The sequence below is a fragment of the Desulforapulum autotrophicum HRM2 genome (assembly GCF_000020365.1).
GTDB lineage: Bacteria > Desulfobacterota > Desulfobacteria > Desulfobacterales > Desulfobacteraceae > Desulforapulum > Desulforapulum autotrophicum.
In genome coordinates, this window is sequence record NC_012108.1 from 1356191 (window position 1) to 1378963 (window position 22773).

A 22773-nucleotide genomic window follows, 5' to 3' on the forward strand; every position below is an offset into this window, starting at 1 on the left:
GGAGGGCAATCATATCCATGGATCAGGCGTTGTCCTTTGCCCGGATTTCGGCCCGTTTGATCTTGCCGCTGATGGTTTTTGGCAGTTCGTCAACATAATCGATGATTCTCGGGTACTTGTAGGGAGCTGTGATTTTTTTCACAAAGTCCTGGAGTTCCCGGGTCAGGGTGCTCGACGGTATAAAGCCTGTTTTAAGTACCACAGTGGCCTTTACGGCTTGGCCCCTTACATCATCTGGAACGCCCGTTACAGCAGCCTCCAATACGGCAGCATGGGCCACAAGGGCGCTTTCGACCTCAAAGGGTCCGATTCTGTAACCTGAACTCTTGATCAGGTCGTCCACCCTTCCCAGGAACCAGAGGTAGCCGTCCTCATCGGCCCATGCCTTGTCCCCCGTGTGGTAATAGCCATTGGCGCAGGCTCTGGCTGTCTTGTCCGCTTCCTTTACATAACCGCTGAAAAGTCCCGTGGGGTGACAATCACCGAGCTTGATGCAGATTTCACCCTCAACCCCGGCAGGACAGATCTGGCCGTCCATGTCAAGAAGATGAATGGTGTAACCGGGAACGGGTTTTCCAATGGATCCGGGTTTGGGTTCCATAAAGGGAAATGTGGCCACAAGCAGGGTGGTTTCGGTCTGGCCGTATCCTTCAAAAATAGAGAGTCCGGTCTCTTTTTTCCAGGTATGAAAAACGCTGTCGTTCAGTAATTCCCCTGCTGTGGTGCAATGTTTCAGGCACGACAGGTCGTACTGGGAAAGATCCTCCTGGATGAGGAAACGGTAGACCGTTGGAGGCCCGCAAAAGGTAGTCACCCTGTGCCGGGAGATCATTTTAAGCAGGTTTTTAGGTTCAAACTTTCCCCTGAAGTCATAGACAAATACCGTGGCACCCGCCATCCACTGCCCGTAGAATTTACCCCACACGGCCTTGCCCCAGCCCGTGTCGGCAAGGGTGAGCTGGATGTCTCCGGGTTCAAGATCGTGCCAGTAGAGGCCCGTTGGAACGTGGCCAAGGGGGTAGGTGTGTGTATGGACAACCATCTTTGGTGCGCCCGTGGTGCCGGATGAGAAAAAGATGAGAAGGGGGTCATTGCCTCCGGCGCTGTCCGTGGGGCGTGGAAACAAATCAGAGCCCTGGTCAACAAGGGGGGTGTAGCGTTCCCATCCATTGACAGGTGTTTTTTCACCCACCCCGATGAACACCGTGAGGTCCGGGCATTTTTTTCTTGCCCGGTCCACGTTAGGGATGAGGGTATCCTCGGCTATGATGCCCTTTATTTCGGCAAAATTGATCCTGTATTCCAGGTCCTTTTCCGTCAGTAGAAACGGTGAGGGGATGGCAATGGCACCGATTTTGTGCAGGGCAAGCATGGCCACCCAGAATTCCACCCTTCTATAGAGGAGCAGCATGACCTTGTCTCCCTTGGTGATTCCTTTGCTGACAAGCCCGTTGGCAAGCCTTGAGGATTGCTTTGAGAAAAAATCAAGGTCAAATTTATGGCAGTTTTCCTGGTTGTCCACATGGATCATGGCCTTCATGCCAGGGGTTTCCATGGCTCGTTTGTCGATAAAGTCAAATGCGAAATTATAATTTTCAGGTGGGTCTATTGAATAACTTTTAAGAAACCCATCATAGGTTGCAGGGGATAATTTGTCCATAAAGGGGGTTACTCCATCGGTAAAGGGGTTATGCAAGCACATCAAGAAAAACAGCCTCTTGGTCATCAAGGCCGCGCATGGCATGGGGAATGTGGGAGTTAAAATAGAGGCTGTCCCCCGGCTCCATGACAAGGGTTTCTTTGCCCAGGCAGACTTCTAGTCGACCCGACAGCATATGGATGAACTCCTGTCCGGGATGGTCGTTAAAGGAGAGTTCCTCCTTTGGTTTTGGCGGAACAATGACCCTGAAGGGCTCCATGGTCCGGTTTGAGAATTTGTGGGCAAGGCTGTGGTAGTCATAGGCCTTGTGTCGTTCAACGGCCATGACATTGTTTTTTTTAACAAGGGAGTAACTGTGGAGGCGGGATTCATCCCCGGACATGAGGACCGTGGGATCCAGGTTAAACGCCTTGGCAACTGAAAACAGGTAACTCACGGGGATATCCATGGCACCGGATTCATAGTCAATGACGTTCTGTTCGGGCATGTCAACCCGCTGGGCCATTTCAGTCGTGGTGAGATCTATGGCATCCCTCAATCCCCGGAGTCGTGCGGCTATCTCCCCGTACACTGGGGTGTTCTTGTTCATCAGGTTCTTCCTTTATAAGGTTCAGGTCGGCTGCTTAAAAATACAGAAACGGAAATTTAACAGGTGCACGGGGATCTGACAATAAAATTTTTAATCTTCTGTTATTAGAGCCCCAAACAGGCGCATTCCGTTATCAAAGGTTTGATCCACCAGGTCCTGAACGGGCCGGTTGAGAATGTCTGCTGCAGCCTGTGCAACGACCACAAGGTTGTCCGGGGTGTTTATTTCGTCCGGGCCTTTTCCCGGAATCCTCGGCATCAGGTCAGGGCTGTCCGTTTCAATGAGAAGACGGTTAAACGAAACCGCACCCAGGGCCTTTGCCACCTTTTTGTTGCGTGGGTTGGTGATTGATCCTGAGAATGAGATGTAAAGGTTGCATCGCTCAAAAAGGGGAACCATGTCTGCCGAGCCTGAATAAGAATGAATGAGCCCCCCATGGGACAGGGGGGCTGCGCTTTTAAGGATGTGTATGAACCTGTCCCAGGCCCTTCGAATGTGAATGGATACGGGGCGTCCCAATTGATTTGCAAGATCCAGCTGGCGCAGGAACACGGCTTCCTGGCGGGATTGATCAACGGACGGGTCTGTAAAATCAAGGCCGATCTCGCCAATGCCCGACGGCATCCGGCATAGCCACCCTTTAAGGTGTTTTGCCCATTTGTCCGTCAGTGTATTTACCTGCCAGGGATGAACCCCGAAGTTTGCAAGAACCCTGGGGTGATCCTGGGCAATGGCCGCCACCTTTGCCCAGTCTGACTCATCCGTGGCGCAGCAGGCAAGGTACCCCTTGCCCATCTGGTCCCACCTTTCCAGAAGATCAGCCCTCTTTTGATTGATCCGCTTGTCCTGGAGGTGGCAGTGGGCGTCAAATAAGCTCACTTGTTTCGTTTCCAAGGGGCCTTGTCATGAGTCGCTTGACTGCATTTTCCGGCGTGGAACCTTCGTAAAGAGCCTTGTAAACCTCGTTGATGATGGGAAGCTCAATGCCGAGTTTCTTTGAGAGGTTGTACACTGATTTGGTGTTCCTCACCCCTTCGGCCACTGTTCTGCGTTTCGCCTGGATGTCGGCAATGGTTTTTCCCTGGCCAAGTTCCTTGCCCACAGTGTAGTTCCGGCTCAAATCCCCGGTGCAGGTGAGGATGAGATCCCCGACCCCGGAAAGTCCTGAAAAGGTATGGGGGTTGGCCCCAAGATGTATGCCGAGACGTCTTATCTCGGCAAGCCCCCGGGTGATGACGGCAGCCCGGGTGTTGAGTCCAAGGCCCATACCATCCACAAACCCTGCGGCAATGGCAATGATGTTTTTAACGGCTCCACCCAATTCAAGACCGATGGGATCATCGTTCACATATACCCTGAAATATTCGGTTGCAAACATATGCTGAACACGTGTGGCAACCGTCAGATCTTTACAGGCAATGCTGATGGCCGTGGGAACCTTGCAGGCCACCTCCTTTGCAAAGCTCGGGCCCGAGAGCACCACAAGGTTATTGGTGTCAAGCATGGAAAGTGTCTGCTCAAGAACCCCGAACATGGTGAGATAGGTTCCGTCTTCAATACCCTTGGAGGCTGTGATGATGATGGTCTCCTTAGACACTTGGTCTGCCATGTTCAGGGCCACCTGTCGCATGGTGTGGGAGGGTACGACAATGAGGATTGTTTTGTTGTTACTGACAACCTGTCCAAGGTCGTTCGTGGGAACTATATTTTCAGACAGGGTAATGTCGGGCAGAAAGAGTTTGTTTTCACGGTGGTTGATGATGTCCGCCTTTACCTCGGGCTCATAGGCCCACAGATCAATCCCATAACCCTTGAGTGCCAGAAGATTGGCAAGGGCCGTACCCCAGCTTCCAGCGCCTACAACTCCGATCCGCTGCTGTCCGTTTGTTTGTGTATCCATTTTCTCAATGCCTCATATTGATAATAAAATGTATTTAACCTTTATGGCTTTTATAGGTTAGGGCGGGTCAATTGTCAATCGGCAAGCTTTGTCCCTGAACGACTCTTTATGGACTGCAATGGGGTCATGGACAGGCGTGAAGCAAAAAAAATGACAAGGTGATAGGCTGTGGCTTCACCCATTTTACGGTGCAGCAGCCCGCCTGTGATTGGGTAAAATTTGGACAGATGGTGAATTTCAACCAAGGGTGTCATGATGCCGTCCTCCAATCGGGGTTGAATTTATGGCATTTTCCCCGGCGACTTTTTCCCAGCGCAAGGGTATAGGGGGCTGGGGGTTGTGAAAACCTGTTCCACGGGGATCCGCCACAATTTCCCGTGACCTCCGTTGTCACGCCCTGCCCGAAACACGTCTGTCCTGCTCCCATAGATCACCCTGGTATTTTTAATGATCAGATCAGTCATGGGTGTTATCCGTTTGACTGGCAGCTCTTGGTTTCCGGGCCGTGGTGTCGGGCAACAGATCATGGTCCTGGATAAATTGTCTGATCAGGGGCAGGAGTTTATCCATGGATTCCAGCATGGGACAGACCACGGGAATGCCTGTACTTTTTCCAATGCGTTGTCCCCAGGATTTAAGGGCTGAGTCACTGCCACCCGTTCCGTTGAGGACAATGGCAATCACCTTTGTTCCAAACATTTCAATGAGTTTTATTTCACTCTCCAGTTCCGGCAGAAGGCATCCCAGGTTTTCCGCAGAATCGTAAAGTTCGCGAAACGGAGCATGCTGGAGAATCACCCCTTTGATATTACCCGAAACAATGATCTCAGCGCCACAGGGGCCCAGGGGGTTTCTCATGGCAGACTGACCCTCCACAACAATGAGATCCGGGCAAGACGTTTGCTCACACTGGACAATGGCGGACTCGATCTCTCCGCTGACAAAATCATTGGTGGTGGTATCCAGTATAAATCCATGGGGGCTGCCCTGGAGCCAGCCTGTCTGGCCGGTATAGATCATTTCGGCAGTGGTTCCTTGTCTGCGGCAGGCTTCAATAATCAAGCGGGCCGTAGTCCTTTTGCCCAGGGCGCAGTCCGTTCCCAGCACGGCCAGGCGGGGAACTTTCATGTCAAAGATACGACCGGACCAGTAGCTGAGCTGGTCAAAGGGTTTGGGCCTGCGAATGTCGATAATCTGGACATGGTTGTCCCTGGCCGCTTTTTTAAATACGGGAATATCACCCAGGAGCATATGCATGCCGTTGACAATGGAAATTCCCCGGTTGATCATATCCAGTGCCAGGGCCTGCCATTGCTCATCCAGCCTGCCGCCGCACAATGCAAGGCCAATGATGGCAAAATCGGGTCGTTTGCCCCCGGCTGCCAGGTAGGTATCCATGTCTGCATAAATCGGCAGGTTGCGATGGGTTCCGTCCACTAACATTCCTGCATCCTGGCCTGCGCTATTTGCATCAATAACACCGGTTATCTCAAACCGCTCCGTTCCCCGGATCAGCCCGTGGGCTGTTTTGGCATCTATGGTGTCCAGGCGGCCGTTGGTCAGAATAACGGCAGATCCCATCATGGGTTGCTTTTTTTTGTCCAGGCCGGTGTTTGTTTTATCGTTGTTTACTTCAGATTTCATCAGATTCTTTTAACTCCCAATCCAGGTTGGTCCGTGGTTCTCATCCATCCGTTTTCCAGGATGAATCCGCCGTTAACAATATCGCGCGCCAGGTCAAGGCTGCCGTCAAGGTCCAGGTACCGGGTTGCCCTTGAGGAAAAAGCCGCATGGAGTGCCCCTGCAATGCTGACAATGCTTTCATCCATGCATCCCCACATGAGATCAATGTCGGCATGCCCGGCCATGTTTGCGATTTCCAATCCAGGGGCGATACCGCCGCATTTCATGAGCTTAATATTAAAAATGCCAAAGGGTCTTGGGGCATGGAGCATCTGAGCTGCGTCCCGGGGGCCGAGAAGGGTCTCATCAGCCGCTGAAACCCGCCGGATGGCCTGGGGAAGCTGCCCCATTTTTTCGAGATGTTCTGCCTTGAGGGGTTGTTCAATGAACTCCACAAGGCCGACGGTTTTTTTAAAAAAATGGTGGAGTTCTTCAACTTCATAGCCCTGGTTGGCGTCAACACGCATGCAAATTTTTGACTTGAAGGTCTCGTTGAGCCGGATGATACGCTCAATGTCCTCTTCAACATTAAGACCGGTTTTTATTTTCAGAATAGAAAACCCCCTGCCCAGATACTCCTCGGCCTCTGCCAGTGTCTCTTTTACCGGCATAATCCCGATGGTGATGGATGTGGGTAACCGGTCATGGACCCGGCCAAGAAGATCCACCAGGGGAAGACCCATTGTCTTGGCTGCAAGATCGTGGAGGGCGATGTCTGCAGCAGCCAGGGCTGCCGGTGTGTCTGCCAGGGCCGTATTTAACTCTTTTAGCAGGGAAAAGCAGGATCTGATATCTTTTCCCTGGAGAATGGGGGCAAGTTTGAGGCTCAGGGCGGTTTCCGTTGCCGTGATTGTCTCCCCGGTTACATCTTCAGCAGGGGATCCAGCGCCAATGCCGGTGATGCCGTTGTCTGTTTCAAGAAGCACAAACACGTTCTCAACAGCGCTGATGGTTTCATAGGCAATGGTGTAGGGTCGTGTGAGAGCCAGGTCCTCTTTCCAGATGGTTATTTCTTTAATTTTCATAGAAGTTTCCTTAAGGTTGTTCCGGGATCCAGCCGTTGATCTGGGGCGGAAGCAGCGTCCATTTTCTGCGTGTGTTTGTTACCATAAAAGATTCGGCATGGCTGATTCCGTCTATCTTACTCATCTCTTCTTCATAAAATTTGAACATCCATTCGATTCCTTTGGTGACAATCACTTCGGCAAAGATGTCGTAGCGGCCTGTAACGGCAACGGCCCAATGGACATTTTTAAACTCCATGAGCTGGTCAATAACCTGGCCCATTTTTCCATTGTCATCCACCCGGATGGCAATAATGGCAACCAGCATATTTTTGACCTTGAATGTGTCCACCATTCCGGCAACCTTGAGGATCCCTCGCTTGATAAGGGAATTCAATCGGGTGTGAATTGTCGGGGCTGAAACTTTGAGGTTTTTGGCGATCTCTTTGGCCGGCATTCTGCCGTCTTCAGAAAGCAGTTTGATCAATTGCCTGTCTATCATGTCGATCTCTTTGTCTTCCATGGTTTCCTGTTTGATTTAATTAAAATGATATTTACATCTAAAAAAATTATATTATATAAATTATCATGTCAATTAATTATCAATAAATAAAGTCATCCCCGAACAAAGAAAATGCAAAGCATATTTTATGCCAAGGTTTTTAAAACGGCCAATGGCCTGTAATTTCCGTTGTTGGTTTGAAAAGTGGATGGAAAGAATACCTTGACAGGGGGGATGAATATTATAATTTTGGTGTTCTAAGGTCGAAAGAGTTACGTTTTTGAATTTTTTTGGGAAAAACTTTCGACAGTGCCGGCCTTGTTCCTGATAAAAAACGGCTTTTGAAAGCGCTGACTCCTGCCAGGGATCGACACATCGTAAAATTTGCGCAATTCCTGGATTAAATGGCCGGCAGGTAGACCTGGGTTCCCCTGGGCAGGTTTGAAAAATCAGTGATTTGATCTCCACAGATCAACTCGCCCCTGGGCAGGTAATAGACGGTTTTACCGTCCTTGTAGTGATGGCCGGCAATTTTAAAAGCGGTCTGGATATCGGTAATATTGAACGGTCCCCTATATCCCAGAATTAATTTTGTCTGCTTGGGCAGGTCGTCCCAGTCAGATATCCTGGAACCAGGAGCGCTTTTGCCTGAAGGTAGAAAATAAATCGTGGTTTTATCCCTGTAGGCCGGGCCTGCAAGGAACCATGCTGTGTAATTGTCTGAAATTATTTTTACAGGACTCGTTAAATCTGCCACCCGGGGCTGGTTGTTTTCCTGGTTGAGCAACACACGGGTGTGGGCTGGTATGCGGTCCCAGCCGATTTTTTTCTCCACCTGATCCCCGGGAACCACCCGCCCATCCGCCAGAACATACGCCGTGGTAGGACTGTTATATTCATCCCCTGCTATGGACCAGGCAGTGTTCTGTCTGGATATCACATTGGATCCCAGGGCCGGATCTTCTCCTGGGGTGTCTTTTGTGGCTATGGGTGTTTTCTTTCCATAAAACAGGGTTGCAAGTTGTGGGTCAGGCATGAGTCGTCCTGCCCGGATGTCGGGGTCATATTGCCAGCCAAGGCCCACACCTGCCTTGGACCGGTTGAAGTTCTTTGCACACCGTTTTCGTCCCCTGTGATTTTCATTGAACCATGGGTTTGGTCTTCCATAGGCGACCTGGCTGTGGGTCAGGACGGCCTTGTCATCAAGTCCGTATGCCTTCTGAAGCATATCAATCAGCATGGCAACTGACCGGTATTGTGCTGATGTAAGCGGGGCATAATGGTGTCCGACAAGCTCAATGCCCAAGGAAACTGAACTTATGTCATTTTGGCCATTCCACATGGATAACCCGGCATGGTCTGAACGAAATTGTTTGTCCATGATCTGATACGTCACGCCGTTTCTGGCTATTACATAGTTGGCATGCCCCCCCGGTGTCGAGCGCCCGTTTTTAAATTGCTTGCCTTCGGACACCACCCTTAATGTGGCTGAAAGTCCAAGTTCTGAGGTATGGACGATAATATACCGGGTTTTTTTGCGACTCTTTTTTTTAAATTTAGGATTCAGATGTCCCTGGTAGTCAATGATATCTGACTTGAATTTACGATAGTCTGACTGGCTGTAGCTAAAACTTTTTCCGGGCATACCGGTTATCAGAAAAACACAACATATTAACGGAATCATCCACCTGAAAAAAAGACCTGTCCAAAAGTTTGCCACCTGCTCAGCCCTCCCTCGATTTTTGATGGTTCATCCAAAGAGTTATATCAGAGACGGTGGAAAAGGGAAATCCCCTGCTGCGAAATAGATTTAATCCAAGTCTGAGTTGATACTGGGTTCCTGGGGTGGAATATAGACAAAAAAGCCCTTAGGTGTTTTCCTGACAAGTTTAGCCTTCTTTAGATGAAAAATATTGTTCGAGATCTGCTTGCCCGTGAAACCGGTTATTTCCTGAATTTGTTTGGCCTTGAAACCGGTTTTTTTGCTTTTAATCGCCTCTAATATGGATTTTCTAATATTCTTTCTGTCGGATATGCTATTCGCCGGCTCTTGGGTTTGTACAGGCCTATCGTGGATAGGGTCTTCTTTTATTTCGTTCGGTGGGACCGCTGATTCTTCCGGGGTAGCTTTTATTACCTGGCTATGTTTCTCAAAAGACTCGATCAGATTGGTTATCTTTTGTGAAATGCTTTCCAAAGGGTTTGCGATCATCTGAGTCGCTTCTTGATCAAGTTCTACTGTAATTGTTATTTTCATTATTCAAACCTTTTTGAAATAAGTATAAATTTAACCACTAGTGATCTTAATGGGACAAGGCAAGCCATATTGTTTTTGACTTTTAGGTTTTAAATCTTCTTGATTAATATCTTATTTTATTAGACCCCTGCAACATAAAATGTGTAGATTGGCCTATTTTTATCACAAACGCCTACCACCATATCTGGTATGTACCAAATTTTGGCGGTGTCCCTGACTTGAAAACGGAGCTTTTTTATCAGTATCGACTTTTTATAGTTTGAGAAAAATTTAAGCAGCCAATCCCCCGAAGGTTGAGTTATCAATGACTATTTGTTGAAAATTCGATTCCATATTTGTAAAGAGAATTCGTTTCAGTGTTGGTTAAAGGATATCGTATCCCCCACCTGACTATGCCACTGTAATTTGCTTTTTCTGTTGGGAAGGGGATGGTCGAGTCACAATTTTTCACCTCAACATATACCAATTCACCTAAAACTAATTTTTCATTGGTCATCAGGGATAGCCCGGTATAACAATAATCAATCATCTCAGCGGAATAACGGTTGTTTTTATAATCAATGCGGTAGAGATCTATTGGAGACTTATGTAAATGTCGTTGATATTTTCTTTTTTCCGGGAAAGGTTCCACAGGCAAATCCTTATTACCGTCTTTAGGGGGGGAATTTGATTAAGCTTCAGTTAGCCGAATATAAGCAAGGTCTGCCATCCTTGCTGCGATAACAATGATGTTATCCGTTTTAAAATTTTCAGTGTGATGACCCCGCATGCAATGCCTTGTTTCTCAAACAGATTTCACTGAGGTTTGAATTAACTAAAATGAAAAAGAAGGTAGGGTCCAAATTTGTCATAATGGTCAGAGGATTCAAATTGTACTCCGATTTCTTTGGAAGATACGGTCCTCACTATTACGCCTTTATATATTTTTGATCGATTTAAATTATCAAGTATGAATTCAACATGAATTTTTTCACCCACTTTCAGTTCAAGTTTTTCTATAAGTTCTATTTTCAGACCAAATCTTGAAATATCAACCACCATCATGGCGTATTTTTTTAAATTTTTTAGGATGCATCCTTCCAAGTATACCTTTTCTCTGAAAAATTGACGTCTTTCAAGAATTACAGATATTTTATGTTTACAAGTGCAGGTATATTTTAATTTGACTTCTTTAACAATATTATAAAATTGGGAGACATCCATTTGTCTGATTTTTTTGCATTCTGGACAGGAAAATGTCGCCATTTTATTTTTATCCATAAAAACTTTTATGCCCATTGTTCTTTTTCTCCTTGGATCTGCGATTACACCGTCGGCAATTGGCATAAAAAGCTTAAGTGCAACATTAATTATCTTAAATCGTTATGTTAAAGTAGGGCATTTAAGAATGTATTATATCAAGTTTTTATTATGGTTGTAAAGATTCAAGAATTTCGACACTAATTTAACTTAGGCCCATGATCAAAATAAAACCTCCCACATGGCTTGTCTTTTAAGCCGTCTTCTTCGTTGCCTTAATGGGCACATATTTCAAAGTTGGATTAATTTGAGCTTGCCATGGAACGGAGAAATTTCCAGTCTGAGGGATGGATCCATTTTTAATCTCATGTCATTGAAGAGGGGGACTGGTAATTGAGACAATCTCCAGGGGTAATAAATTATCCCCGACTATAGATGAGCAGTCCGCCGGTGCAACCTACAATGCCTGTAATCTCTTGACCAGTCAGGTTTTCTCCAAGTAACAGCCAGGCAAAGATTGCAGTGATTACAGGAACAAATGACATGAATAATGAGACGGTAATTGTTCCTAAATGGCGTATGGCATAGGCTACACAGGACAATGCCACAATGTTCACGACAAGTCCCTGATATGTTGCCTGTAAAACCATCTCTGGGACAGGCACCTTGAAACCCGTTGATGGGAAAAAGAACCAGAGCGGTAGAAAAAGTGCCACATTTACAACTGGAACGACTACAAAAACATCTTTCCAGGTGAATCCCCACAGCCGTACACCCACCATGTGAAAGGTATAAATAACAGCGGCGCAGAGCAACAGGACAATTCCCAACAAATGCTCGGATGAAAAAAAGTTTCCCCCGATCATGACAATATTTGCCGCAAAAATAAGCGCAATGGCACCATAGCACACAGCTGAAACCCGTTGCTTGAAATACAACAATGCGGCAATGGCGCCAAACACAGGCAACATTCCATTGACCAGCACCCCGGCATGGGCCGCTCGAATTTCAATAAGGCCGTAGAACGACACCATGGTATATGGAAAACCAACACCCAGGCCAACGACCAGATACTGATACAGCGTAAATTTTCTCCACGGATAGCGAACGGCAAAGGGTAAAACGACGGAAAACGCCGTACAATAGCGAAGCAGGGTTATGTCTGCCGGGGTAAGTCGGGTGTGCACCCCATACCGGGAGATTGTTATCCAACCTGACCATATAAGCACCACCAATACACCGGCAAGGTAGGGTTTCCAGTTCTTCAAAAATTTTCCTTTTAATCTTTTTATGAAACACCGAAGTATTGCAAACAGAGGCATTTAAGCCTTTGCTGGCAGTTGATCTCTTTCACCGATACATATCTGCTGAAATGTCAAACCGGCGCATGATCTGCTGCAGGGCCTGGCGTTCAAGACCGCATTTTTTGGCGGCCTGGGTGACATTACCGCCTGAAAGCGACAGCATGGCCCCGATATAGTTGTGGTTGAACCGGAGGAGCATCTCCTCCTTCGCCTCCTTGTAGGGCAGACCCTGGAGGGTATCATAATTCATGGCGTCAGGGTTGTACAGGTGGGGAACCATGGGTTCCAGGGAGACGTCTGAGCAGGTGATAGTGTCTGTGTCGGCTGAAAGGATGCCCTGGATCAGGGTGTTCTCCAGTTCACGCACGTTTCCGGGCCAGGCATGTTCCATCAGCAGTGTCATCAGCCGTGGGGAGATTTTTTTTTCCTGACGGCCCAGCTTTTTGCAGTGCTTGATCACAAGGTGCTGGGCGATGCTCGGAATGTCGGTGAGTCTTTCCCGCAGGGGTGGAAGTTCAATGGTAAAAACGTTGAGGCGATAGAAGAAATCTTCCCGAAACTCGCCGTCAATGATTTTCTGCTGGAGGTTCCGATTGGTTGAGGCAATGATCCTCACATCTATTTTTATTGATTTTGTGTCTCCCAGGGGTTTGATTTCGCGTTCCTGGAGAACACGAAGCAGTTTTGTCTGGACGGTGGGGGAGATGTCGCCAATTTCGTCAAGGAAAAGGGTGCCCTGGTCCGCCTCCTGGAACAGCCCTTTTTTGTCCCGGATGGCATTGGTAAAAGCGCCTTTTTTATACCCGAAGAGTTCACTTTCCAGGATGTGTTCCGGCACGGTGGGGCAATTGATGGGAATGTATTGGTGATCCCTGCGGGGACTCAGGCTGTGGATCGACTGGGCAGTAAGGTCCTTGCCCGTGCCTGATTCTCCAGTGATCAACACTGTGATATTGCTTTCGGCCACCATGGCGATTTTCTGGAACACGGCCGCCATGGCAGGGCTTTCCCCTATGAGCTTTCCAAACTGTCCTTTTTTTTCGTTGTGGAGCTTTTGATTCTCTTTTAAAAGCAGGCTGCGCTCCAAGGCTTTTTTTACCCTGAAGATGATTTCGTCCCGGTCAAAGGGCTTGGATATGAAATCATAGGCCCCTTGTTTGATGGCATTTATGGCAACATCGATGCTGCCAAAGGCTGTGATCATGACCATGGTGAGATCTGGGAAAAGATCGCCCACCTGGTCGAGGAGTTCAAATCCATCCATGCCGGGCATACGGATATCGCAGAGAACAAGGTCAAAGGACTCCCTTGAAAGCACGGTAAGGGCCATTTCAGCAGAAAATACCGTTGTGACGGTGCAGTCGAGTTCAGGTTCCAGGGTGCGCTTAAGGAGCATGGCCATGTCCCGTTCGTCGTCAACAACAAGAACATTTCCCTTCATTGATCTGCCTCTTTTTGTTCAGGTGTCCGGGGAAGTATCACTGTGAATACGGTGCCTGTCCCAGGGGTGCTTTTAACCGTGATGTCGCCGCCGTGGTTGGAGATGATGCCGTAACTGACCGACAGGCCCAGGCCTGTTCCCTCGCCCACGGGTTTTGTGGTGAAAAAGGGGTTGAATATATCAGACAGTTCTTTTTTATCAATGCCACATCCATTGTCAGAAACGGAAATAAGGACCTGGTTTTTTGTGTTTGCCCGGGCTGTTATGGTTATGACCCCCCTCTTTTCTACGGCATGGCCCGCATTGATGAGAAGGTTGATCATGACCTGACGAAGCTCCTGCTCATTTCCCGTAACCATTAGCTGATTGCTGGGGTCATGGTCCAGGAGGATGTCAACCATCCTCAGGTCCGGGTGGTTCCCCAGAAATTTTACCACATCGTCAATCACCTTGTTGATATTGACCTGGCCATTGTCCGTTGAGCTTTTTCGTGAAAAGGTTAAAAGGTCGGAAACAACGGTTCGGCAGGCATGTACATGTTTTTCTATGATTTTTAAATCGTCGTGGTTGTTGCTTTTTCCCTCTGGTTCGTTTTTGAGCATCAGCTGGGTATAGCCGAGGATAATCCCAAGGGGATTGTTTATTTCATGGGCCACCCCGGCCGAAAGTTCGCCCAGGGCCGCAAGTTTTTCTGCCTGGGCCATCTGCTTTTCCATCATTTTTTTATCGTTGATGTTTTTGATGATGAAGTGGTAGGTTTTCTGGCAGCCAAAGGCACCATAGTCCACACCGCAGGTGATCATGACCAGCAGGGTCTCTCCGTTGGGGCGGGCAAAAAGGGTTTCCTCGTTGAGAATGAATTCATGGGCGTTGATATGCTCCTGGAGGCCCATCCACTCGTTTTGGTCGGCAAAGAGCATCTTGACATGCATTTTGCCCCTGACCATCTTTTCCTTGGTGTAACCGGTCATGGTGATGCCGGCTGGGTTGATCTCTATGATCCGCCACTGGCTGTCGGTTACAAGAATGGTGTCAAGGGACTGCTCGAAAATTCTTCGGCATTTGTGCTCGCTTGTGGTGAGCATTTCCGTGCGCTCAATGACCTTGTGTTCAAGGTTCTGGTTGAGGTGAACAAGCTCAATGTGGGTGGTCTCAAGGTCCCGCTGACTTTTGAGGATTTCCCGGTTGATGTTCCAGCTCTGCTTGAAAAACAGGGTGATCAGACCCACCAGCATGAACGATACCGTGTTGATGGTGCCTGAATAGGGGGAGATGATCTGCCAGACGTCGTTGTTGGAAGACAGTATCAGAAGCTGTTTGACGATGTGGCCGAATGATCGTGACACCGCAAAGATGGTAAAGCCTGAACAGATCCACATGAGGTAGAGATAGACCATGTTGTCCGGGACTTTCTCCCTGAGCAGGCGTGCCTTGTGCAGGGACATGGCTGCGATGATGATCATGGCAAATGCTCCCATGACATCCACTGCAAGGATAGGCATGTATGGAAAAATCATGTCTCCTCCTTTTTTAACAGGCTTGACAGGCCTTGAAAGAAGAGAAAAATGGCAGGAACGCACAGGAGATGATCCAGCTTGAGAATATAATAGAAATTGGCAAGGGCCTTACTGCCGTTGACTGGATCGATGTTGATGGCCCACACGGAAAGGGTCTTTACATCCACGGCCGATATCTGGTTGTCCAGGAAATGGACAGCCATGGCGTCCAGGTTCCAGACGATGAATAAAGCGGCTGAAAACTGAATCTGTCTCCATCCCCGTTCCCTGTCAAGACCCTGGCCGTTGATGGTGAAGATAAGGGTCACCATGGAGATGAGAAAAAAAAGGTGACCCAACTGGTGGACAAGGATGCCTTCGGATCCTGCATGCATCTGGGTGGCAAGGGCAGGGCAGGGAGAAAAGATACCACCGCAGATGATGAGGGTGAAAAGGGTGTATGTAATGCGGATTTGTCTCATTGGGCTTATGGCTTGCGTTTTTTATACAGATGTTTTGTAATGCCGACGATAACAAACGACACCACCAGGGAGACAACATACCAGAAAATGGCGCTTGCTTTTAGGGTTCCAATCACAAAAAGAGTTTCGGAGCCAAACTTTTTGCCAAGGGCTTCAGGATTGTAGGACAGGTTCACATAGGCCAGTATTGTAAAGATCGGCAGCCAGGTGGTGAGGAGGCTCTTCATCAATCCTTCGAAAAAGTAGTCGTAATAGGCCCGGTTGAGTTTGGCCTGGTCGATGTTTTTGGCCATGGCTTTTCCCTTGTCCGTTTCCGGGTGGTTTGTGGCCTCCTGGCGCAGGTCAAACCAGTATTTAAATTCCTTTTCAAGGTGCTGATGCCGTTTTGTGGAGTAGACGGCACTTAAAAAAGCAGAGACTCCGACTGCGGCCAATGCCAGTAAAAATATGATGACAACCGGACCTAGGAAGGAAAGGGGTGACAGCAGAATATCGAGCAGGGCTGCTGTCTTGAGGCTGAGAATTAAAATCTGATCCCAGAGGGTGTCAAGGAAAGCGTCCATGGGGCTTGCACCTTTGTAAAAAACAATTTTCTCAGATGGTTAAAATCAGACAGGGGGTTGCCACTGCAACGCCCCTGTCATTTGCTGCCTGGTTATATGATGAATCTACCAGAGTTAGATCCAGATCTCAATCTTAAAAAATCTGAAGAACAGGAAGAACAGGGTGATGGCCAGAACCCATTTGAGCTGAATTTCGCTGAACAGGGTCTGGAGACGACTTCCGAGCATACCGCCGGCAAAACCGCCGATGATGATGGAGATGGCAAGCCAGAGATCCGGAAGGTAACCGTTCAGGATATAACCGATGAACGACCCGATGCTTGAAAAGCAGGTTCCAACAAGGGCGATGGGAACGGCAACGTACATGGGCAGTGCTCCAAGGCTTGTCATGGCCGGCACAAGGAGAAAACCGCCGCCGATACCGAAACTTCTTGAAACAATACCAATACCTAAACCCAGGATACCAAAGAGAAGGGGATTGATCCTGAACTCTTCACCCCAGAACTTGAAGCGGTAGTCGACCAGGCTTGCCTTGACAGGCTCGATGGAACCCATTTCTGCGGCAGTACCTTCTTTCTTTGCCTTGGCAACGGCTGCGTTGAATTTTTGAACCATGGCCTTGATGTTTTTTCTCTTTTCCATGGCCTTGGGGGTGAGTTCCTGGAGGGTCTTGATGCCCATGAGCACAACCAGGACGGCAAGCCATTCCTTGTATGAACTCATTGGCAGGTATTCAATGGCATACTTGCCCAGCCATACGGAACCGATAAAGATACCCACACCAAACGAAAGACCCACGGGCCATGCCACCCTTTTTTCTTTTACGGCAAACCGGTAAAAGGAACCCAGGGGTGAGAACAGGGTCAGGGCGATGTTGGACGGACGAAGAACGTTGGCCGCGTTGATACCGATGGGACCTGCAGTCTGAACCACCATTGCCTGGAAGGCGGCCATGAGCAGTCCGCCGGCAGCACCGATCATGGAGAAGTAAGCCCCCACAAGGATGGCGCCAATGATAATCCATAATGGATTCATGTACCGGCCACCCTTGGTGAGCCAGAAACCTTTGGATTTAAGGGTGTAATCTCCGACAGGTTCTCCGTTTACAGATACATTGAATGCTGTGTCAGGGGGTGTGTGACGGTAGGTTTTGAATGAAGCGGTGAACTTTCCTGTGGTTTTATCAAGGTCAATTATTGTGCCCTTGTCCCAATAAGAACCTGATTTCTCAAAGTCGTTGAGAATGCTTCTGGAGAAGATGGTTACCTTACCCACCCGGGTCAGTTCTTTTGTGATGGTGTTGATACCGTAGTTTGATTCGTGGGCGTATTTGTAGAAGTTCCACTCGGCTTCGCTGGTGATGGCGTTGAGCATTGACCGGGTCTGATCGTCCAGATCCTTCCAGCTGTTGAGCTTGAACATGGTGGTGCTGTAGAGCCCTCTTTTTCCCTTTTGGGTGAAGAACGAGGGGCCACCGAATTTCTTTTTCACAACTGTTCCGAATTTTTCCGGATTGGAGGTGATCATATAGTAGAGGACCGGGATGCTGGTTTCCTTTGTGAAGCCTATTTTATCGGCATCCTTGGCAAGCTGTTTAACTTCGGTCTTTCCCGTGGTGTCCTGGGGTGCAAACCGTTCCTTGGCGGCAATGCTCAGGAATAACTCGGCACCGGGTTCAATGGTACCGGTCACAGTGACCACATCGCCTACGCTATAACTTGATGCGGAAAGGGTTCCCGTGTTTTGGGCCAGGGCGGGCATGGCACAAAACAGGAGAACCATTGTAAAAGTAGATAATCGAGCAAAAACATTTTTCATCTATCTTCTCCTTAAAACAAATTAATTGATACACCCCTCTTAAAAGCCGGGTACTCCCAAACGCTGAGGTGCAGAACAGTGTAAATTTCAGGATAGTACCTTTAGCAAACTGTGTGCCTCCCTGTTGCCGGATTCTGGATAAAAAAAAACTTTTTTTTTTAATCCCCTGATTTTGCAGTACAATATTTTTTTTAACCCAACGTCAATTTTGATTAACCCTTCGGTCGGACCGGTGGATGGGGGGAATGGCTGGGATTTGATGGACAAGAGGTGCAATAAAAACGTTGCTTAATTGCTTCTGGGGTGGGAAATGGTTTGATCCCGGTGGGTTGTGAATAGCATCTTTTTTATTGCACCGCATCTTTTTTATTGCATTTTAAGGTGTTCCACGGTCTTGAAACGGGTAATAACTCATTTGCCCCTGCCTGGAGATGGCTGCGAAACGGCTGATTCTTTTACAGGCCGGGAGTTGCCCGCCCGTTTTAATCCTATAACGGTTGGTATGGATATTGCTATGCTCGACCACGTGAAAACCTGATGTTTTGTGATGTATGTAAATCAATTATTGTTTTACAAAAACAAGCTCAGTATGGTTGATACGTTAGGTCGGTTATGTTGATACGATTTGTAGTGTAGGTCCCATCATTAGTCGGGATTATAGTTATGCCCGATTTGATGGATTGTAGCAGGAAATATTGTTTTAATAATTATTATCTAATTTAGGGAGACTAAGTATGACTGATGTGGGAGTTTCAAAAGCTATAGATACAGATATGTATATGGATGATGTGGAGCTAGCTAAACGTCTTTTAGAAAATGCTGAACAAAATGGCGGTAAACTGTCTGATTCAGATATCGTTTTTACGTTAAGAAACCTTTTGAAAATGAAGTATTATCCAGTAGCAGTTAAATACTTTTTTGATCAGGCTGAGTTGGATGCTTTTAAAGAGAATGTTGAGTTTAAAACTGCTCTCAAACCGATTACTTTTTGTGCCTATGTCGCAGCATCCAGACAAGGCGGAGAAGTCCTCCTTGGAACAGCAGATAAAATGGGCTGTGCAAATGCAAAATTTGTATTAAATTGGAAACAAATTGACGATGCTGAAATAAAGAGTCATTTGAAATATACCAAAGACTGGGATCAGGCCGAACGTTTTGTTAAAACAAAAAAACGATTGGCTAAAGAGCCTTTAGCCTTTGCTACAGCTCCTTTGCACAAAGCCCCTTTTACACCTGATCTTATTCATGGTATGTGCGATACTCTCCAATCCTACCATTTGGGAAATGACTGGAATGCAGCTTTTGATAACCATCCCCTGCAAAATATCATGACCATGAATTCATCAATTTGCCATGGTTGCGTTCAATGCCACGTAACCCAAAAATTCAACATTACCCAGATGTGTAGCAGTAGTTACACTGCCGGAAAGACAGAGCAAGGCGAAATTAACTGGATAATGCCCTATACACAAATGGAACCAACCGTTCACTGGATGTTAGAACGAACCGTCAGAGACGGAGGAGTATCTTTCCCACGAACCGGTGAAACCTATCCTGGATTTGATATTTGTAAACTCTGTCCATTTCTAACATTTAAGAAATATAAAAAATAAAGAGCTTAACATCTCGCATACTTATATCGTCATATTTGACAATTATATGGTTTGAGGTTTTCCAGTACACCTGTAGCTGTCAGATATGACGATTATTGACATTTGCCCCGCTTTCCCTTCTTACAGTACCACCAACATAGTCAGTGTTTGAGCCATTCAAGCACGGATTTTCGGTCAGCCGCTAAATAACCGGCTGGCCGAAGTAGTCTCTGCCCTGGTCTCAGCGATCGATGAAAACCTTTGATTGAAATAGGTCTGTGGTGTTTAATACAAAAAAAACGAGGCAGGTTTTGTCTGATGGATTCTTTTATCAGATAAAACCTGCCCTTGTCTTGCCCGAAACTGTGGCCATGACGGTCAATGTCCCTGCCTGAATTTTTGTCCTGCCAATTCAGTGTGAGCCATTTTTAACAAGGGAGATGAGTCGCTGTACGGCAATGACGCTAAGATAGGTGAGGCCTGCAAGGACGATAATGGTGGGCCCGCTTGAAAGTGAGGCAGAATAGCTGATTCCAAGCCCGGCACCGTTGAATGCCATGCACAGCAAGATCGAAAGCAGCATCATTCTTCCCATGCTGGAGGTGAATTTTCCGGCAATGGCGGAAGGAAGGGTTAAAAGCGCGATGACCATGACGATGCCGACAATCCGAACCAGCAGTACGATGGTCAGTGCCGTGAGGCAGAGCAGAAGAATATAATACCTGCCCGAATTTACCCCCCGTAGGGTGGCATATTCGTCGTCAAAACATACGGCAAGGAGCTTGTTGAAAAAAAGGGTGGTGATCAAAAGGATGACAAGGTCAAGCACCACCACCAGAACAATATCCTGGGATGAGATCAGGAGAATATCGCCGAACAGAAAGCTTGAGATTTCAAAATAACCCGGGGTGATGTCGATGAACAAAAGCCCTGTTGCCATACCAACGGCCCAGATAGCACCGATCACGGTGTCTTCTCTTTCCCCTGCATAGAGGCTTACAAGACCCATGATAACGGCAGCCACAAGGGCTGAGACAATGGCCCCATGAATGGGCTGGACAAAGGAAAATCCCAGCACCTTATTCATGTATAGGGCTGCACCAATTCCGCCAAAGGCGGAGTGGGAAATGGCCCCTGCCAGATAGCTGATTCTTCGTGTGACCACGTAGGTGCCGATCACCCCGAAGGAAACGCTTGCCAGGATGCCGACCATCAGGGCGTTTCGTAGAAAAACAAGGTCAGGGTCTGTGAGCAGGTTTAACACATCAGTCATTGGAGTGGCCCCCTTCGCTGCATCGGTGGTCATGGCGGATCATTTTGAGATCCCCGCCGTAAATATCCTTGATCAGGGTGCCGTCCATGGTGGTGGTCGGATGGATGTTCACCTTTCGATTGACGCAGATTACGCTTTTTACCACCTGGGAGGTAAATCCAATGTCGTGGGAGACAAGGAGTATGGTCATGCGGCTGTTGAGCTCCGTTAATATTGTAAACAATGCCTCTTCAGATTCTTCGTCAATGTTGGATGTGGGTTCGTCAAGGAGCAGCAGTTCCGGATCACTGCAAAGGGCTCTTGCAATGAGCACCCGTTGTTTTTGACCGCCTGACAGCTGGCTGAAATGATGTCGTGTATGTTCGCCAAGGTTCACCTCATGAAGGGCTTTTACGGCCCTTGCCCTGTCATCGGTTGAGTATCTGCCCCAGAAGTTATTGCCCAGCCGGCCCATGAGTACCACATCCATGACGGTTACGGGAAAATGCATATCAAGGGTTGAGTGCTGGGGCATGTACCCGACCCTGAGCCGGCTCTTTTCAGGAGAGGTGCCAAGCACCTCAATGGTGCCGGTGTCAGGTTTCAACAGCCCGAGAAAAAGTTTGAGCAGGGTGGTCTTTCCGCCGCCGTTGGGACCCACAATGGTAGCAAAATCCCCCTTTTCGACGCAGAGGTTGACCCTGTCAAGCACAAGGCCCCGGTTGTAGGAAAATGAGACATTCTTTAAAATAATTGCATTGTCTGACTTCAATTTGACCATCCTTCCCCCATTATTGCACATCACACAATTACCGTTAAATTTTCAGGGGGAAAAGATAGCATAAATTTGTGTTAAATGAAATCGGGTTAACGTCTGTTAGGGGAATTCTCTTTTTCGATTAAATCCATGAATCTGTCCAGGGTCTCAAACACCATGATTACACTCTTTATCTCCACATGTTCATCCTTTGCATGGGCCGTCTGGTTGCCCCTGGCACCCCAGATGATGCCGGGAATGTTTAAGTCACCTAAAAACCGTGCATCGCTTGCACCGTGTTCGTTGCCCGTGACTGCTTGGGGAACAAGGGATAGAAGTTTGTCAAGGTAGTCTGAATGCCCTCCTGTGAACAGCGGTTCCTTTTCCTTGATGGTTATTGTCGAGTGGGTAAGACCGTCAATATCTGCCACAATCTGGTCTGGGTCGTCGTTTTCCGTGTATCGGATGTCAAGGAGGGCCCAGGCCTTGTCACACACCTGGTTAACCGAGTCTCCCCCCCGGATGATGCCCAGGTTCAGGGTCTTGTGCCAGTGGCCCTCTGCCTTGTCCATGAACAGGGGGCGGATTTTTTGAAGGTCGTCGACCAGGAGATCAATGGCATTGACCCCAAGCCAGGGCCTTGCACCGTGGGCCGCCTTGCCATGGGCCGCAAGTTCCAGTTGGAGCATTCCTTTTTCCTTGAGAATCACCTTTTCAGGATTCCCGCCGTCAAGGGCAATGGCAAAATTGGCCTTGACCTGTCTCAATGCGTATTGGGCCCCGTCATAACCGCCTGTCTCCTCATCGCCGGTGATCAGGATGCCAAAGGGGAGATGGGCCTGGCTCTGCTGATTTTTTTCAAGGGTTGCCATCCATTTTTTTAACAGAACAAGGCAGACGGCCACTGCATATTTGTCGTCATTGCTGCCCCTGCCATAGAGATTCCCCTGGTTTTCAACGGCGGTAAAAAGAGGGTCCTCAGCCTCCACAACGTCAAAGTGGGCCATGAGAAGCACCGGGGTTACTTTGCCTTTTGGGGTGACAAGGATGGAGGGAATGTTGTTGTGGTCAATTCTTGTATATCGGGCACCGGTCTGTTTGACGTAGGTTTCAATAAAGTCTGCACACCTGCTGATTTCTATGGGTCTTGAGGCCGTGCTCTTAAATTCAATCAGCTCTTTTAAAAGGGGGATGATCTCATCCTTATACCTGTTCATGGGGGATGGCTCCTGTA

22 protein-coding genes are annotated in these 22773 nt (G+C 48.0%); 1 reads left to right on the forward strand and 21 read right to left on the reverse strand.

Translation table 11 applies throughout. The features are described 5' to 3' along the window. Window positions 1-22: 22 nt before the first annotated feature. The 18 genes from HRM2_RS05920 to HRM2_RS06005 all read right to left on the reverse strand — a co-directional run bounded on the left by HRM2_RS05920 (window position 23) and on the right by HRM2_RS06005 (window position 17938). Entirely contained in the window at window positions 23-1660 is a 1638-nt protein-coding gene (locus HRM2_RS05920) for an AMP-binding protein (protein WP_041273084.1), read from the reverse strand. 28 nt (window positions 1661-1688) lie between these two features. Beyond that, on the reverse strand, window positions 1689-2249 hold the full coding sequence (locus HRM2_RS05925) for a helix-turn-helix domain-containing protein (protein ID WP_015903097.1): 561 nt from the start codon (window positions 2247-2249) through the stop codon (window positions 1689-1691). A gap of 90 nt (window positions 2250-2339) precedes the next feature. Further along, the gene (locus HRM2_RS05930) at window positions 2340-3128 is read right to left on the reverse strand and encodes a TatD family hydrolase (RefSeq protein ID WP_041273085.1); all 789 of its coding nucleotides are present in this window, start codon (window positions 3126-3128) and stop codon (window positions 2340-2342) included. Further along, window positions 3115-4149 carry an NAD(P)H-dependent glycerol-3-phosphate dehydrogenase gene (locus tag HRM2_RS05935; protein WP_015903099.1) on the reverse strand — a complete coding sequence of 345 codons (1035 nt, stop codon included), beginning with the start codon at window positions 4147-4149 and terminating at the stop codon, window positions 3115-3117. Before HRM2_RS05935 ends, HRM2_RS05930 begins: the two co-directional genes overlap by 14 nt. Window positions 4150-4223: 74 nt before the next feature. Next, window positions 4224-4403 (reverse strand): hypothetical protein, encoded by a 180-nt coding sequence (locus HRM2_RS05940; protein ID WP_041273086.1) that lies wholly within the window; start codon window positions 4401-4403, stop codon window positions 4224-4226. A 202-nt stretch (window positions 4404-4605) separates the two neighbouring features. Next, window positions 4606-5793, reverse strand: a complete 1188-nt coding sequence (locus HRM2_RS05950; protein WP_015903100.1) for a DUF1611 domain-containing protein — start codon at window positions 5791-5793, stop codon at window positions 4606-4608. Next, window positions 5793-6857 carry a mandelate racemase/muconate lactonizing enzyme family protein gene (locus HRM2_RS05955; RefSeq protein ID WP_015903101.1) on the reverse strand — a complete coding sequence of 355 codons (1065 nt, stop codon included), beginning with the start codon at window positions 6855-6857 and terminating at the stop codon, window positions 5793-5795. The genes HRM2_RS05950 and HRM2_RS05955 overlap by 1 nt, the downstream gene beginning before the upstream one ends. A gap of 10 nt (window positions 6858-6867) precedes the next feature. Further along, window positions 6868-7359 (reverse strand): Lrp/AsnC family transcriptional regulator, encoded by a 492-nt coding sequence (locus HRM2_RS05960; protein WP_015903102.1) that lies wholly within the window; start codon window positions 7357-7359, stop codon window positions 6868-6870. Window positions 7360-7738: 379 nt separating this feature from the next. Beyond that, window positions 7739-8983 (reverse strand): N-acetylmuramoyl-L-alanine amidase, encoded by a 1245-nt coding sequence (locus HRM2_RS05965; RefSeq protein ID WP_232364207.1) that lies wholly within the window; start codon window positions 8981-8983, stop codon window positions 7739-7741. Between the two features lie 165 nt (window positions 8984-9148). Next, a complete protein-coding gene (locus tag HRM2_RS05970; protein ID WP_015903104.1) occupies window positions 9149-9595 on the reverse strand; it encodes a hypothetical protein in 447 nt (148 codons plus the stop codon). 301 nt (window positions 9596-9896) lie between these two features. Next, the gene (locus HRM2_RS25890) at window positions 9897-10226 is read right to left on the reverse strand and encodes a PilZ domain-containing protein (protein WP_015903105.1); all 330 of its coding nucleotides are present in this window, start codon (window positions 10224-10226) and stop codon (window positions 9897-9899) included. A gap of 179 nt (window positions 10227-10405) precedes the next feature. Beyond that, window positions 10406-10921: a PilZ domain-containing protein gene (locus HRM2_RS05975; RefSeq protein WP_083776527.1), complete on the reverse strand. Its 516-nt coding sequence runs from the start codon at window positions 10919-10921 to the stop codon at window positions 10406-10408. A 332-nt stretch (window positions 10922-11253) separates the two neighbouring features. Next, on the reverse strand, window positions 11254-12102 hold the full coding sequence (locus HRM2_RS05980; protein WP_041273689.1) for a DMT family transporter: 849 nt from the start codon (window positions 12100-12102) through the stop codon (window positions 11254-11256). An 82-nt stretch (window positions 12103-12184) separates the two neighbouring features. Further along, complete coding sequence (locus tag HRM2_RS05985) at window positions 12185-13579, reverse strand: sigma-54-dependent transcriptional regulator (protein ID WP_015903108.1); 1395 nt, start codon at window positions 13577-13579, stop codon at window positions 12185-12187. Continuing rightward, entirely contained in the window at window positions 13576-15096 is a 1521-nt protein-coding gene (locus HRM2_RS05990; protein ID WP_015903109.1) for a two-component system sensor histidine kinase NtrB, read from the reverse strand. The genes HRM2_RS05985 and HRM2_RS05990 overlap by 4 nt, the downstream gene beginning before the upstream one ends. After that, entirely contained in the window at window positions 15093-15557 is a 465-nt protein-coding gene (locus HRM2_RS05995; RefSeq protein ID WP_015903110.1) for a hypothetical protein, read from the reverse strand. The genes HRM2_RS05990 and HRM2_RS05995 overlap by 4 nt, the downstream gene beginning before the upstream one ends. 5 nt (window positions 15558-15562) lie before the next feature. Next, window positions 15563-16120, reverse strand: a complete 558-nt coding sequence (locus tag HRM2_RS06000; protein ID WP_015903111.1) for a hypothetical protein — start codon at window positions 16118-16120, stop codon at window positions 15563-15565. A 114-nt stretch (window positions 16121-16234) separates the two neighbouring features. Then, window positions 16235-17938 carry a sulfite exporter TauE/SafE family protein gene (locus HRM2_RS06005; RefSeq protein WP_015903112.1) on the reverse strand — a complete coding sequence of 568 codons (1704 nt, stop codon included), beginning with the start codon at window positions 17936-17938 and terminating at the stop codon, window positions 16235-16237. Between the two features lie 734 nt (window positions 17939-18672). Here HRM2_RS06005 and HRM2_RS06015 point away from each other — a divergent pair. Then, window positions 18673-19551, forward strand: a complete 879-nt coding sequence (locus tag HRM2_RS06015; protein ID WP_015903113.1) for a DUF169 domain-containing protein — start codon at window positions 18673-18675, stop codon at window positions 19549-19551. A 391-nt stretch (window positions 19552-19942) separates the two neighbouring features. Here the strand turns inward: HRM2_RS06015 and HRM2_RS06020 are convergent, their stop codons facing one another. The 3 genes from HRM2_RS06020 to HRM2_RS06030 form a co-directional block, all read right to left on the reverse strand. Beyond that, window positions 19943-20803, reverse strand: a complete 861-nt coding sequence (locus tag HRM2_RS06020) for a metal ABC transporter permease (protein ID WP_015903114.1) — start codon at window positions 20801-20803, stop codon at window positions 19943-19945. After that, complete coding sequence (locus HRM2_RS06025; RefSeq protein WP_015903115.1) at window positions 20796-21563, reverse strand: metal ABC transporter ATP-binding protein; 768 nt, start codon at window positions 21561-21563, stop codon at window positions 20796-20798. The genes HRM2_RS06020 and HRM2_RS06025 overlap by 8 nt, the downstream gene beginning before the upstream one ends. A gap of 86 nt (window positions 21564-21649) precedes the next feature. After that, window positions 21650-22756, reverse strand: a complete 1107-nt coding sequence (locus tag HRM2_RS06030; protein WP_015903116.1) for a M20 family metallopeptidase — start codon at window positions 22754-22756, stop codon at window positions 21650-21652. Window positions 22757-22773: the final 17 nt, after the last annotated feature.

Bases quoted from the DNA above. Each gene is read 5' to 3' on its own strand.
- HRM2_RS05920 (WP_041273084.1), bottom strand. From the start codon at position 1,660: ATGGACAAATTATCCCCTGCAACCTATGATGGGTTTCTTAAAAGTTAT.
- HRM2_RS05925 (WP_015903097.1), bottom strand. From the start codon at position 2,249: ATGAACAAGAACACCCCAGTGTACGGGGAGATAGCCGCACGACTCCGG.
- HRM2_RS05935 (WP_015903099.1), bottom strand. From the start codon at position 4,149: ATGGATACACAAACAAACGGACAGCAGCGGATCGGAGTTGTAGGCGCT.
- HRM2_RS05940 (WP_041273086.1), bottom strand. From the start codon at position 4,403: ATGACACCCTTGGTTGAAATTCACCATCTGTCCAAATTTTACCCAATC.
- HRM2_RS05950 (WP_015903100.1), bottom strand. From the start codon at position 5,793: ATGAAATCTGAAGTAAACAACGATAAAACAAACACCGGCCTGGACAAA.
- HRM2_RS05955 (WP_015903101.1), bottom strand. From the start codon at position 6,857: ATGAAAATTAAAGAAATAACCATCTGGAAAGAGGACCTGGCTCTCACA.
- HRM2_RS05960 (WP_015903102.1), bottom strand. From the start codon at position 7,359: ATGGAAGACAAAGAGATCGACATGATAGACAGGCAATTGATCAAACTG.
- HRM2_RS05965 (WP_232364207.1), bottom strand. From the start codon at position 8,983: ATGCCCGGAAAAAGTTTTAGCTACAGCCAGTCAGACTATCGTAAATTC.
- HRM2_RS05970 (WP_015903104.1), bottom strand. From the start codon at position 9,595: ATGAAAATAACAATTACAGTAGAACTTGATCAAGAAGCGACTCAGATG.
- HRM2_RS05975 (WP_083776527.1), bottom strand. From the start codon at position 10,921: ATGCCAATTGCCGACGGTGTAATCGCAGATCCAAGGAGAAAAAGAACA.
- HRM2_RS05985 (WP_015903108.1), bottom strand. From the start codon at position 13,579: ATGAAGGGAAATGTTCTTGTTGTTGACGACGAACGGGACATGGCCATG.
- HRM2_RS05990 (WP_015903109.1), bottom strand. From the start codon at position 15,096: ATGATTTTTCCATACATGCCTATCCTTGCAGTGGATGTCATGGGAGCA.
- HRM2_RS05995 (WP_015903110.1), bottom strand. From the start codon at position 15,557: ATGAGACAAATCCGCATTACATACACCCTTTTCACCCTCATCATCTGC.
- HRM2_RS06000 (WP_015903111.1), bottom strand. From the start codon at position 16,120: ATGGACGCTTTCCTTGACACCCTCTGGGATCAGATTTTAATTCTCAGC.
- HRM2_RS06005 (WP_015903112.1), bottom strand. From the start codon at position 17,938: ATGAAAAATGTTTTTGCTCGATTATCTACTTTTACAATGGTTCTCCTG.
- HRM2_RS06015 (WP_015903113.1), top strand. From the start codon at position 18,673: ATGACTGATGTGGGAGTTTCAAAAGCTATAGATACAGATATGTATATG.
- HRM2_RS06020 (WP_015903114.1), bottom strand. From the start codon at position 20,803: ATGACTGATGTGTTAAACCTGCTCACAGACCCTGACCTTGTTTTTCTA.
- HRM2_RS06025 (WP_015903115.1), bottom strand. From the start codon at position 21,563: ATGGTCAAATTGAAGTCAGACAATGCAATTATTTTAAAGAATGTCTCA.
- HRM2_RS06030 (WP_015903116.1), bottom strand. From the start codon at position 22,756: ATGAACAGGTATAAGGATGAGATCATCCCCCTTTTAAAAGAGCTGATT.